Genomic DNA, 11277 nt, shown 5'->3' on the forward strand with positions numbered 1-11277 from the left:
GGCCTGGCTGCACACCTACAATCACCACCGCGGACACACCGCGCTCAAGGGTCAACCACCCGCCAGCCGCGTCCCCAACCTCACGGGTCAGTACAACTAGGGCGGGACTTCCGACACACGCCCCAGACGTACTCGGCTCTCAGCGCCCCTCGGCCGAGGACTCCCACTCCGTCAGCGTCACGACATCCTTCAGGAAACCTCGTACCCCCAGGAACGAGGAGAGGTGCTCCCGGTGCTCGTCGCAGGCCAGCCAGGTCTTGCGGCGCTCGGGGGTGTGCAGCTTCGGATTGTTCCAGGCCAGCACCCATACGGCGGCCGTACGGCAGCCCTTGGCGGAACAGATCGGCGCGGTGGCAGCGCTCTCGGCGGCATGTTCGGGGGAGTTCACGGGCTCAACCCTAGGGCCCTGCGAGAGCGGGAGAAAAAACGACGCCGAGCAGCCACGGGGGGAGCTGCCCGGCGTCGGTCTGTCGCTCCGACGGGGGATGCGGAGCGCGTAGGCAGTATGTCACGCGGACCCGGGTGCGGTGCACCTGAACTGCATGATTGATCTGAAGGTTTTCTCGGGACTTCGGCATGCCGTGCGCTCAACTGTGCTCATGCGGCTCCGCCCCACCGCCGGCCCGGTCGGCCGCCGGTCCGGGTTCCGCGGGACCGGCCACCGGGGCGGCGTCGAGCATCGGCCGCGCGGGCGGCGGAACGAAGGTCGAGGGCAGCGAAGGAGGTGTCTCCCGGCCCGCGTTGGCGATGACGACGGCGACGTACGGAAGCAGCGCACCCAGGACGAGAGCCACGATGGCCACAGGCCTCTCGATGTTCCACAGCACTGCGGCCAGGATCACCGAGACCGTCCGTACGGACATCGAGATCACATAGCGGCGCTGCCTGCCGCGCACATCGTCCGCGAGGCTCTGCCGTGCTCCCGTGATCCGGAAGACCTCCGCCCCGCTCCGCTTCCGCATCACGTTCCACCACCCTTCCCCGGGCCCTCCGCGGGCCGCTCCCACGGTACGCCCGGCATCCGAGGGGCTCGAGACCGGGGCACGCCGTATCCATGGATAACCGCACCCTCGTGGCACGGGCGGAAGTGTCCGACATGCGGAGTGCCGTCGATGGGCCCAGACTGGGCGCACATGCACGACAGCGCGCCGCATGAGGAGGCGACATGGGCTGGTTGTGGGCAATCATCGTAGGTCTGGTCCTCGGTCTGATCGCCAAAGCGATCCTGCCGGGCAAGCAGAACATCCCACTCTGGCTGACGATCATCTTCGGCATGATCGGCAGCGTCCTCGGCAATTCCGTCGCTACCTGGATCGGCGTCAACGAGACCAAGGGCATCGACTGGACGCGCCACCTGCTGCAGCTGATCGGCGCCGTGGTCGTCGTCGGTGTCGGCGACATGCTCTGGACGTCGATGCGCGGCACCAGACAGAAGGCCTGATCCGGCACGCTTGCACACAGTGCGGCCGGGCGCGCATGTCGCGTGCCCGGCCACACGGTGCTTCCGTCTCCGGTCAGCCGGCGATGACCTCGATGGCAGCGAGGTTTTTCTTGCCCCGGCGCAGCACCAGCCAGCGCCCGTGCAGCAGTTCCTCGCGAGCCGGTGCGGCCTCGCCGTCCGCGACCTTGACGTTGTTCACGTAGGCCCCGCCCTCCTTGACCGTGCGGCGGGCCCCCGACTTGCTCGGCGCCAGGCCGGCCTCCACCAGCAGGTCGACCAGCGGGCCGAGCTCGGTGACCTGCGCGTGCGGCACCTCGGAGAGCGCGGCGCTCAGCGTCGCCTCGTCCAGCTCGCGCAGCTCGCCCTGGCCGAAGAGCGCCTTCGACGCCGCGACGACCGCCGCGCACTGCTCGGCGCCGTGCACCAGCGTCGTCAGCTCCTCCGCCAGCGCGCGCTGCGCCGTCCGGGCCTGCGGGCGCTCCTGGGTGAGCTCCTCCAGCTCCTCCAGCTCGGTACGGCTCTTGAAGCTGAGGATCCGCATGTACGGCGAGATGTCCCGGTCGTCCACGTTCAGCCAGAACTGGTAGAACGCGTACGGTGTCGTCATCTCCGGGTCCAGCCAGACGGCCCCGCTCTCGGACTTGCCGAACTTGGTTCCGTCCGCCTTCACCATCAGCGGGGTGGCCAGCGCGTGCACCTCGGCGCCCGGCTCCAGGCGGTGGATCAGGTCGATGCCCGCGGTGAGGTTGCCCCACTGGTCGCTGCCGCCCTGCTGCAGCGTGCAGCCGTACCGTCGGTACAGCTCCAGGAAGTCCATGCCCTGCAGCAGCTGGTAGCTGAACTCCGTGTAGCTGATGCCCTCCTGGGACTCCAGCCGGCGGGCGACCGAGTCCTTGGTGAGCATCTTGTTGACCCGGAAGTGCTTGCCGATGTCCCGCAGGAACTCGATCGCGGACATGCCCGCGGTCCAGTCCAGGTTGTTCACCATGACCGCGGCGTTCGCACCCTCGAAGGAGAGGTACGGCTCGATCTGGGACCGCAGCCGCGTCACCCAGTTCGCGACCGTCTCCGGGTCGTTCAGCGTGCGCTCCGCCGTCGGCCGGGGGTCACCGATCTGGCCGGTGGCCCCGCCCACCAGGGCGAGCGGCCGGTGCCCGGCCTGCTGCAGCCGCCGCACGGTGAGCACCTGCACCAGGTGCCCGACGTGCAGGCTCGCCGCGGTGGGGTCGAAGCCGCAATAGAACGTGACGGGACCGTCCGCGAGCGCCTTACGCAATGCGTCCTCGTCAGTGGACTGGGCGAACAGCCCGCGCCACTTCAGCTCGTCGACGATGTCCGTCACGGTCGTTTCTCTCCTTGTACGGTTCCGATTGATGCCGCGGTCAGTCTATTGCGGTCATACGCCGAGGCTGACCGAGCTCATGTTGAAGTCCGGGATCCGCAGCGCTGGCATGGCGGCCCGGGTGAACCAGTCGCCCCACTCGCGCGGCAGCGTCTTCTCGGTGCGGCCGGCCTCGGACGCCCGGGAGAGCAGGTCGACGGGCGACTCGTTGAACCGGAAGTTGTTCACCTCGCCGACCACCTCGCCGTCCTCGACGAGATACACCCCGTCGCGGGTCAGCCCGGTCAGCAGCAGCGTCGCCGGGTCGACCTCACGGATGTACCAGAGGCAGGTCAGAAGCAGGGCGCGGCCGGTCGTCGCCGCGACCATCTCGTCGAGAGAGCGCTCACCACCGCCGTCGAGCACCAGGTTGTCGATCGCGGGGGCGACCGGCAGCCCGGTCAGCCCCGCCGTGTGCCGGGTGGTGGTCAGACGGTCCAGCCGGCCGTCCCGGATCCAGTCGGTCCTCGACAGCGGCAGACCGTTGTCGAAGACCGAGCCGCTGTCACCGGACGCATGGGCGATCACGAACGGCGCCGACTCGAGCCCCGGCGCGTTCGGGTCGCTGCGCAGCGTGAGCGGAAGCTCGGACAGCGTCTCGCCGAGCCGGGTGCCGCCACCCGGCTTCGAGAAGACCGTCCGGCCCTCGGCGGCGTCCCGGGCCGTCGACGACCACAGCTGATAGATCAGCAGATCGGCCACGGCGGTGGGCGGCAGCAGCGTCTCGTACCGCCCGGCGGGCAGCTCGATACGGCGTTCCGCCCAGCCGAGCCGCTGCGCCAGCTCCGCGTCCAGCTCGGCCGGGTCGACATCCTTGAAGTCCCGGGTGGCACGGCCCGCCCACGCGGATCGCGACCGGTCGGGCGACTTGGCGTTCAGCTCCAGCGTGCCGTTCGGCTGGTCGTGACGCAGCCGCAGCCCCGTCGACGTGCCCAGATATGTCGAGGTCAGCTGGTGGTGCGCGAAGCCGTACAGTTCACGGCCGCCGGCCCGGGCGCGGGCGAAGGCGTCACCGAGCGCCGGGGCGAACTCCGCGAAGACGTCGGAACCCGTCTCGGCCGGCGCGTCCGTGAAATCGGGCGACGACGGGACACCGGTGATCAGCGGCTGCGCGTCCTCGGCCGGACCTGCGCCACGCGCGGCGGCCTCGGCGGCCCGCACCAGCGGCTCCAGGTCCTCGGCGGTGACGGCGGACCGTGAGACGACTCCGGAGGCGGCGCCCTCGGCGCCGTCGACGGTCGCGATGACGGTCAGGGTCCGCCCCCGGGTCACCCCGTTCGTGGTGAGCGCGTTGGCCGCCCAGCGCAGATTGGCGGAGGACTCCTCGTCGGCGATGACGACACAGCCGTCGGCGGTGGACAGTTCGAGCGCGCGCTCGACGATCTCGTACGGCTTGCTGATGCGGCTCATCGGCCCGCCTCCTGCGTCGTGTTGAGGATGTTCACGCCTCGGAAGAGGGCGGAGGGGCAGCCGTGCGAGACGGCCGCGACCTGGCCCGGCTGGGCCTTGCCGCAGTTGAAGGCGCCGCCCAGGACGTACGTCTGCGGGCCGCCGACCTTCTCCATCGAGCCCCAGAAGTCCGTCGTCGTCGCCTGGTACGCGACGTCGCGCAGCTGTCCGGCCAGCTTGCCGTTCTCGATGCGGAAGAACCGCTGTCCGGTGAACTGGAAGTTGTAGCGCTGCATGTCGATCGACCAGGACCGGTCGCCGACCACATAGATGCCGCGTTCCACCCCGCCGATCAGATCCTCGGTGGACAGGCCGCCCGGGTCCGGCTGCAGCGACACGTTCGCCATCCGCTGCACGGGCACATGGCTCGGCGAGTCCGCGTACGCGCAGCCGTTGGACCGGCCGAGACCCGTCAGCTTCGCGATCCGCCGGTCCAGCTGGTAGCCGACCAGCGTCCCGTCCTTGATCAGGTCCCAGGACTGGCCCTCGACGCCCTCGTCGTCGTACCCGATGGTCGCGAGCCCGTGCTCGGCGGTCCGGTCGCCCGTCACATTCATCACCGGGGAGCCGTACGCCAGCTTGCCCAACTGGTCGAAGGTGGCGAACGACGTCCCGGCGTACGCCGCCTCGTACCCCAGCGCCCGGTCCAGTTCGGTGGCATGCCCGATCGACTCGTGGATCGTCAGCCAGAGATTCGACGGATCGACCACCAGGTCGTACGTCCCCGCCTCGACGCTCGGAGCCCTCATCTTCTCGGCGAGCAGCCCCGGGATCCGCTCCAGCTCCGCGTCCCAGTCCCAGCCGGTACCGGTGAGGTACTCCCAGCCGCGCCCCACCGGAGGGGCAATGGTCCGCATCGAGTCGAACTCACCCGTCGTGCCGTCCACGGCGACCGCGGTGAACTGCGGGTGCAGCCGGACCCGCTGCTGGGTGGTGACGGTGCCCGCCGTGTCCGCGTAGAACTTGTTCTCGTGGACGGTCATCAGCGAGGCGTCCACATGCGCGACGCCCTCGGCGCCCAGGAGCCGGCTGCTCCACTCGGCGAGCAGCCCCGCCTTCTCCTCGTCCGGTACGGAGAACGGGTCGATCTCGTATGCCGAGACCCAGGTCCGCTCACCGTGCACCGGTTCGTCCGCCAGCTCCACGCGCTCGTCCGAGCCCGCCGCCGCGATCACCTTCGCCGAGAGCTTCGCCATGGCGACCGCCTGGGACGCCACCTTCGCCGCGGCGTCCATGGTCAGATCCACCCCGGACGCGAACCCCCACGCCCCGCCGTGCACCACCCGCACCGCGTACCCGAGGTCGGTGGTGTCCGAGGTCCCCGAGGGCCGGGCGTCCCGCAGCCGCCAGGACGCGCTGCGCACCCGCTCGAAACGGAAGTCCGCATGCGTGGCGCCCAGCGCGCGGGCCCGGGCGAGCGCCGCGTCGGCGAGGGCCCGTAGCGGCAGGGCCAGGAATGACTGATCTACCTCATGGGGCACGTCGGCTTTCCCCTCTCGACCTGTGCGATGTGTCTCCGCAGTGAATCATGCGGCGTGGGCCCGCCAAGAGCCCCCGATTTTCCGGTATTTTTCCGCGACGGTTCCGACGCCGACCGCTGTCGCACTGTAGGAACCCCACAGTGCCTCGTGGGAGCCACTGTCAGGGGCCGAGTCCTTGGAAAGCGCACGGTACCGATAGATTTTCGAGGTACCAGACCGCTATCGAAAGGGTGATCCGTTGAGCCGCTCGGTTCTCGTCACCGGAGGAAACCGGGGCATCGGCCTCGCCATCGCCCGCGCTTTCGCCGACAACGGCGACAAGGTCGCGATCACGTACCGCTCGGGTGAGCCGCCCCGGATCCTCACCGAAGCCGGGGTCCTGGCCGTCCGGTGCGACATCACCGACGCCGAGCAGGTGGAGCAGGCATACAAGGAGATCGAGGAGAAGCACGGCCCGGTCGAGGTGCTGGTCGCCAATGCCGGTATCACCAAGGACCAGTTGCTGATGCGGATGTCCGAGGAGGACTTCACGTCCGTACTCGACACCAACCTCACCGGCACCTTCCGGGTCGTCAAGCGTGCCAACCGCGGCATGCTGCGCGCCAAGAAGGGCCGCGTCGTCCTCATCTCCTCCGTCGTCGGCCTTCTCGGCTCGGCGGGGCAGGCCAACTACGCCGCGTCCAAGGCCGGCCTGGTCGGCTTCGCCCGGTCGCTGGCGCGTGAGCTCGGCTCGCGGAACATCACTTTCAACGTCGTCGCGCCCGGTTTTGTCGATACCGACATGACCCAGGCGCTCAGCGAGGAGCAGCGCAAGGGCATCGTCGCCCAGGTGCCGCTGGCCCGCTACGCGCAGCCCGAGGAGATCGCCGCCGCGGTGCGCTTCCTGGCTTCCGACGACGCGTCGTACATCACTGGAGCCGTCATCCCCGTTGACGGCGGATTGGGCATGGGTCACTGACCACCATGATCGGAATTCTCGACGGCAAGCGCATCCTCATCACCGGTGTGCTGATGGAGTCGTCCATCGCCTTCCACACCGCCAAGGTGGCCCAGGAGCAGGGTGCCGAAGTCATCCTGACCGCCTTCCCCCGGCCCACGCTGACGGAGCGCATCGCCAAGAAGCTGCCCAAGCCCGCCAAGGTCATCGAGCTGGACGTGACCAACACCGAGCACCTGGACCGGCTCGAAGGCCTGGTCCGTGAGGAGCTCGGCTCGCTGGACGGCGTCGTCCACTCCATCGGCTTCGCGCCGCAGGACGCGCTCGGCGGCAACTTCCTGAACACCCCGTTCGAGTCGGTCTCGACCGCGATGCACGTGTCGGCGTTCTCGCTGAAGTCGCTCGCCATGGCCTGCAAGCCGCTGATGAGCGAGGGCGGCTCGATCGTCGGCCTCACCTTCGACGCACAGTTCGCCTGGCCGCAGTACGACTGGATGGGCCCGGCCAAGGCCGCGCTGGAGGCCACCTCCCGCTACCTCGCCCGCGACCTGGGCAAGGACGACATCCGCTGCAACCTGATCTCCGCCGGACCGATCGGCTCGATGGCGGCCAAGTCCATCCCGGGCTTCTCGGAGCTGGCGGACGTGTGGAACACCCGCTCCCCGCTGTCCTGGAACATGGCCGACCCGGAGCCGGCCGGCCGCGGTGTCGTCGCCCTGCTCTCGGACTTCTTCCCGAAGACCACCGGTGAGATCATCCACGTCGATGGTGGCGTGCACATGATGGGTGCCTGACCTCGTACGATCCGGCACGATCCGGCCGCGTACCACTTCCTAGCGGATGGTGCGCGGCCGACGTGCGTCTCCGGCCGGTCTTCCCCCGCTCAAGTCGAAAAGACGGTCGATCCACCGCAGACTGTGGTGGAACCGGACTTTTTTGGTCAGGCTGCGGAGGTGATCGCTGTGCGCCCCACGCGTCGCCGAACCTGGGCCCTGCTGGCGGCCTCGGCCGTCGCCGTCGCACTTGCCGCCCCCATCGGCATATCCGTCGTGGGGCGAATAGGCGCCGGAGCGTCCACACCCGCCGGCCCCACGCCCGACCCCTCCGGCGCCGAATGCCGTACGACGGTCCAGGGCTCCGAGGTGGTCGCCTACTGCCACAACCCGTATCCCTCCATCGACCGGGTACAGCTGCACACCGAATGCGGCCGCTGGTGGGACATCGACGCGGACGGCACACCCGTCGACGTCGCACCCGGACGGACGGTGCGGCTCGACGACCGCTGCTGGAAGGAAGTCGCCTCCGCCTGGGTCACCCACCGGCGGATATAGATCCACCCCTCCGGGTCAGCTCCGTTCCACCAGACAGCTCAGTGCGTGGCTCGCCGCCTCGGCGGCCGCGGTCTCCGCGTCACCTGCCCGGATCGCCTCGACCAGTCGCCCATGGTCCATATGGTTCTCCGGCCGCAGCTCGTGCCCGACATCGACCCGCAGATAGTCGCGCAGCAGATCCGCCAGATCGGCATAGAGACCCGTCAGTACGTCATTGTGCGAGGCTGCGACCACGGCCAGATGCAGCGTCGCATCCGCCGCCACGAACGCCTCCGCGTCCCCCGCGGCCCAGGTCTCCTCGCGACGCGCCATGAGAGCGTCCAACTGCTTCAGATCCCGATCGGTGCGCCGGACGGCCGCCAGCCGGGCCGCCGACGACTCCAGTGTCGAGCGCAGCTCGGCGACATGGCGCGGGTCGGCGGAGGCGAAACGGCGGTGCATCACCCCGGCCAGTTCGCTGGTGGCCACGACATACGTGCCCGACCCTTGACGGATGTCCAGCAGCCCGTTGTGCGCGAGCGCGCGCACCGCCTCGCGGACGGTGTTGCGGGCCACTCCGAGCTGCTCGACCAGCTCGGGTTCGGTCGGAATCCGCGAACCGACGGGCCACTCGCCCGAGGTGATCTGATTCCTCAGCTGGGCAATCACCTGGTCGGCGAGTGCCGAACGTCGCGGAGACGTCAGCGCCATGATGCTCCTTGCTCGGTTCCTTGGGTCTGCGGATTCTCGGGTCTGGGGGTTTCCCGAAGGTTTCCGAAGGTTCTCAGACGATTGGACAATCAATCATCCCATGATTCTATGATGGGCCCCATGTCCGACGACGAGACCCAGAGCCAGCCCCTGACCCTGAAGAGGCACACCACCGAGGCGAACATCCCCCTGGACGCCCCGGCCCCGCCGACCGCCGCAGGCCCAGCCCCCTGGCTGCTCCGCCTGGTCGCCGTCGGTCTCGTCCTCACCGCGCTCAACCTCCGCCCCGCCATCACCAGCCTCGGCGCCCTCCTCGAAGAGGTACGGGACGGGCTGCACATGAGCGGCAGTGTCGCCGGGGTCCTCACCTCCGTACCGCCGCTCTGCTTCGCCGTCTTCGGCATCATGGCGCCGCGCCTCGCCCGCCGCTTCGGCCCCGGCGCGGTCGTCTGCGCCGGCATGGTCGCCATCACGGCCGGCCTGCTGATCCGGCCCCTCGTCGGCTCCACAGCCGGGTTTCTCGCCGCCAGCGCCCTCGCGCTCATGGGCATCGCCGTCAGCAATGTCCTGATGCCGGTGATCGTCAAGCGCTGGTTCCCGGACCGGGTCGGCTCCATGACCGGCCTCTACTCCATGGCTCTGGCCCTCGGCACCTCACTGGCCGCCGCCGTCACCGTGCCCATGACCGATGCGCTCGGCGGCAGTTGGAAGGCCGGTCTGGGGATCTGGGCCGTGCTCGGGGCTGCGGCGGTCCTGCCCTGGATCCCGCTGGTACGGGACCGGCGCGGCGCCCAGGGACAGCCCGCCGCCCAGCAGCACCAGGACGTCCCGGCCCTGCGGATCACCCGCTCCCGCACCGCCTGGGCCCTCGCCTGCTTCTTCGGCCTCCAGGCCACGGCGGCGTACATCACCATGGGCTGGATGCCGCAGATCTTCCGCGACGCCGGGGTCTCCGCCGGTACGGCGGGGGTGCTGCTCGCCGTGACCATGGCCATGGGCGTGCCGCTCGCCTTCGTCATCCCTCGGGCCGCCGCCCGGATGCGCAACCAGGGCCCGATCGTCGTCGTACTCGGCACCTGCGGCCTCATCGGCTACGCCGGCCTCTACCTCGCACCGGCGGGCGGCGCCTGGGCCTGGGCGCTCCTCCTCGGCATAGCCAACTGTGCCTTCCCGCTCGCCCTCACCATGATCGGCATGCGGTCCCGGAGCGGCGCAGGAGTGGTCCGGCTGTCGGCGTTCGCCCAGTCCACCGGCTATCTGATCTCGATCCCCGGCCCGCTGCTGGTCGGCGTGCTCTACCAGCACAGCGGCGGGTGGGGGCTGCCGATCGCGCTGATGGCGGGCCTCATGGTGCCGCAGATGGTGGCGGGAATTCTGGCCGGGCGGGACCGGACGATCGAGGACGAAAGCTGAGATGCGAGACTGGCTCCATGCCAGTGCTCGATCCGAATCCCCAGAACGGTCAGAAGAAGCTTCTCCTCGTGCTCGGAGTGATGCTCCTGATCACGGTGATCATCGGAGTGATCGCTTCGATCGCCTCTCCCTGACACCTGCCCGAGTGCCGCGCCCCACGTTCCCGCCCGGGACGGTGGGGCTAGCACCACCATCCCCTAGGGGGCCAGGGTCAGGGTGAAGTGGGTGGGTCACCGGATGGGACGGGCACCGCCGGATCCGTAGGTTTCAGGTATCAGAACCGATGACCCACGGAGGCGGACATGTCGGCTCGTACGTACACCCGGTCCCCCCGCCCCGCGTCGGCCGGGGTCGAGACCCGGCTGCCGTGGTGGGCCGTCGCGCTCCCCTCGGTGGCCTTCGCGGCCCTCCTGCTGATGATCGTGGGATCCGGCGAGGCGCACGCGGCGACGGGCGATCCGGCGATCGGCCGGTTGCTTCAGCGAATCGTGGACCTGCTGATCCTCTGAGGGCGTTCACCTGCAGCAGGGGAGCCCCTCAACACCCTGCGACGGGCGGAACATTTCATGCGAAGCTGAGGTGTATGAGCGTCGATACACCTCGCAGGATCGTCCTTCTCAGACATGCAAAGGCGGAATGGTCGCAGGACTCCGACCACGAGCGGCCGCTCGCGGAGCGCGGCCGCAAGGATGCGCCGGTGGCAGGCCGCAAACTCGTCGATTCCGGCATCGTCGTCGACCTGGCCCTCTGTTCGACCGCCGCCAGGACGCGCGAGACCTGGAAGCTGGCGGTGCACGAGATGCCACAGCGTCCCAAGACCGTGTACGAGGAGCGGCTCTACGATGCCTCGCTCGGCGAGCTGATCGCCCTGCTCAACGGAACCCCCGATGAAGTGCAGAACCTGCTCCTCATCGGCCACAACCCCGGGATGCACGCCCTCGCCGACGCGCTCTCCTCATCGGCGGAGGGCGACACCCTGGCCCGGATGAGCCGCGGTGGATTCCCGACCGCCGCATTCGCCGTCGTCGAGTTCTCCGGTTCCTGGAAGGGCGTGGAGCACGGCGTGGGCAAGCTGATCGAGTACTGGACGCCGAACGACTGATCGCGACGTCGTACGCGGATGGGCCCGGCACGGGTGAGGTGCCGGGCCCATC

The 11277-nt window shown here is 69.4% G+C and carries 14 protein-coding genes; 8 read left to right on the forward strand and 6 right to left on the reverse strand.

Going from position 1 to position 11277, the window contains the following annotated elements; all coding sequences use genetic code 11:
- Positions 1–139 precede the first annotated feature (139 nt).
- Entirely contained in the window at positions 140–388 is a 249-nt protein-coding gene (locus ACFU6I_RS45785; protein WP_384379708.1) for a hypothetical protein, read from the reverse strand.
- A 199-nt stretch (positions 389–587) separates the two neighbouring features.
- A complete protein-coding gene (locus ACFU6I_RS45790; RefSeq protein WP_384379711.1) occupies positions 588–962 on the reverse strand; it encodes a DUF3099 domain-containing protein in 375 nt (124 codons plus the stop codon).
- A 203-nt stretch (positions 963–1165) separates the two neighbouring features.
- On the opposite strand from ACFU6I_RS45790, the gene ACFU6I_RS45795 reads away from it, so the two are divergent.
- On the forward strand, positions 1166–1441 hold the full coding sequence (locus ACFU6I_RS45795; protein WP_345513679.1) for a GlsB/YeaQ/YmgE family stress response membrane protein: 276 nt from the start codon (positions 1166–1168) through the stop codon (positions 1439–1441).
- 73 nt (positions 1442–1514) lie between these two features.
- On the opposite strand, the gene tyrS is transcribed toward ACFU6I_RS45795, so the two are convergent.
- From tyrS to ACFU6I_RS45810, 3 genes are read right to left on the reverse strand one after another with little or no spacing between them, the layout of a single operon-like run.
- A complete protein-coding gene (gene tyrS, locus ACFU6I_RS45800; protein ID WP_384379714.1) occupies positions 1515–2783 on the reverse strand; it encodes a tyrosine--tRNA ligase in 1269 nt (422 codons plus the stop codon).
- Positions 2784–2837: 54 nt separating this feature from the next.
- Positions 2838–4232 (reverse strand): metallopeptidase TldD-related protein, encoded by a 1395-nt coding sequence (locus ACFU6I_RS45805; RefSeq protein WP_384379717.1) that lies wholly within the window; start codon positions 4230–4232, stop codon positions 2838–2840.
- Entirely contained in the window at positions 4229–5752 is a 1524-nt protein-coding gene (locus ACFU6I_RS45810; RefSeq protein WP_384047327.1) for a TldD/PmbA family protein, read from the reverse strand. The genes ACFU6I_RS45805 and ACFU6I_RS45810 overlap by 4 nt, the downstream gene beginning before the upstream one ends.
- A 238-nt stretch (positions 5753–5990) precedes the next feature.
- Here ACFU6I_RS45810 and fabG point away from each other — a divergent pair, with 238 nt between their 5' ends.
- The 3 genes from fabG to ACFU6I_RS45825 all read left to right on the forward strand — a co-directional run bounded on the left by fabG (position 5991) and on the right by ACFU6I_RS45825 (position 8020).
- On the forward strand, positions 5991–6710 hold the full coding sequence (gene fabG / locus ACFU6I_RS45815; RefSeq protein ID WP_384379720.1) for a 3-oxoacyl-[acyl-carrier-protein] reductase: 720 nt from the start codon (positions 5991–5993) through the stop codon (positions 6708–6710).
- 5 nt (positions 6711–6715) lie between these two features.
- On the forward strand, positions 6716–7483 hold the full coding sequence (fabI, locus tag ACFU6I_RS45820) for an enoyl-ACP reductase FabI (protein ID WP_266987197.1): 768 nt from the start codon (positions 6716–6718) through the stop codon (positions 7481–7483).
- Positions 7484–7651: 168 nt separating this feature from the next.
- A complete protein-coding gene (locus tag ACFU6I_RS45825) occupies positions 7652–8020 on the forward strand; it encodes a hypothetical protein (protein WP_384379723.1) in 369 nt (122 codons plus the stop codon).
- 15 nt (positions 8021–8035) lie between these two features.
- Here the strand turns inward: ACFU6I_RS45825 and ACFU6I_RS45830 are convergent, their stop codons facing one another.
- Entirely contained in the window at positions 8036–8710 is a 675-nt protein-coding gene (locus ACFU6I_RS45830) for a FadR/GntR family transcriptional regulator (protein ID WP_384379726.1), read from the reverse strand.
- Positions 8711–8830: 120 nt separating this feature from the next.
- Between ACFU6I_RS45830 and ACFU6I_RS45835 the strand changes: the two genes are divergently transcribed.
- The 4 genes from ACFU6I_RS45835 to ACFU6I_RS45850 all read left to right on the forward strand — a co-directional run bounded on the left by ACFU6I_RS45835 (position 8831) and on the right by ACFU6I_RS45850 (position 11225).
- Positions 8831–10123 (forward strand): CynX/NimT family MFS transporter, encoded by a 1293-nt coding sequence (locus ACFU6I_RS45835; RefSeq protein ID WP_384379729.1) that lies wholly within the window; start codon positions 8831–8833, stop codon positions 10121–10123.
- A 17-nt stretch (positions 10124–10140) separates the two neighbouring features.
- A complete protein-coding gene (locus tag ACFU6I_RS45840) occupies positions 10141–10257 on the forward strand; it encodes an SGM_5486 family transporter-associated protein (RefSeq protein ID WP_266987204.1) in 117 nt (38 codons plus the stop codon).
- Positions 10258–10425: 168 nt separating this feature from the next.
- Complete coding sequence (locus tag ACFU6I_RS45845; protein ID WP_384379732.1) at positions 10426–10632, forward strand: hypothetical protein; 207 nt, start codon at positions 10426–10428, stop codon at positions 10630–10632.
- A 74-nt stretch (positions 10633–10706) separates the two neighbouring features.
- Positions 10707–11225: a SixA phosphatase family protein gene (locus ACFU6I_RS45850; RefSeq protein WP_384379735.1), complete on the forward strand. Its 519-nt coding sequence runs from the start codon at positions 10707–10709 to the stop codon at positions 11223–11225.
- Positions 11226–11277: the final 52 nt, after the last annotated feature.

This window comes from Streptomyces sp. NPDC057486, from assembly GCF_042802415.1.
GTDB classification, from domain to species: Bacteria; Actinomycetota; Actinomycetes; order Streptomycetales; family Streptomycetaceae; genus Streptomyces; species Streptomyces yanii.

Bases quoted from the DNA above. Each gene is read 5' to 3' on its own strand.
- ACFU6I_RS45790 (WP_384379711.1), bottom strand. From the start codon at position 962: ATGCGGAAGCGGAGCGGGGCGGAGGTCTTCCGGATCACGGGAGCACGG.
- ACFU6I_RS45795 (WP_345513679.1), top strand. From the start codon at position 1,166: ATGGGCTGGTTGTGGGCAATCATCGTAGGTCTGGTCCTCGGTCTGATC.
- ACFU6I_RS45805 (WP_384379717.1), bottom strand. From the start codon at position 4,232: ATGAGCCGCATCAGCAAGCCGTACGAGATCGTCGAGCGCGCGCTCGAA.
- fabI (WP_266987197.1), top strand. From the start codon at position 6,716: ATGATCGGAATTCTCGACGGCAAGCGCATCCTCATCACCGGTGTGCTG.
- ACFU6I_RS45830 (WP_384379726.1), bottom strand. From the start codon at position 8,710: ATGGCGCTGACGTCTCCGCGACGTTCGGCACTCGCCGACCAGGTGATT.
- ACFU6I_RS45835 (WP_384379729.1), top strand. From the start codon at position 8,831: ATGTCCGACGACGAGACCCAGAGCCAGCCCCTGACCCTGAAGAGGCAC.
- ACFU6I_RS45840 (WP_266987204.1), top strand. From the start codon at position 10,141: ATGCCAGTGCTCGATCCGAATCCCCAGAACGGTCAGAAGAAGCTTCTC.
- ACFU6I_RS45845 (WP_384379732.1), top strand. From the start codon at position 10,426: ATGTCGGCTCGTACGTACACCCGGTCCCCCCGCCCCGCGTCGGCCGGG.
- ACFU6I_RS45850 (WP_384379735.1), top strand. From the start codon at position 10,707: ATGAGCGTCGATACACCTCGCAGGATCGTCCTTCTCAGACATGCAAAG.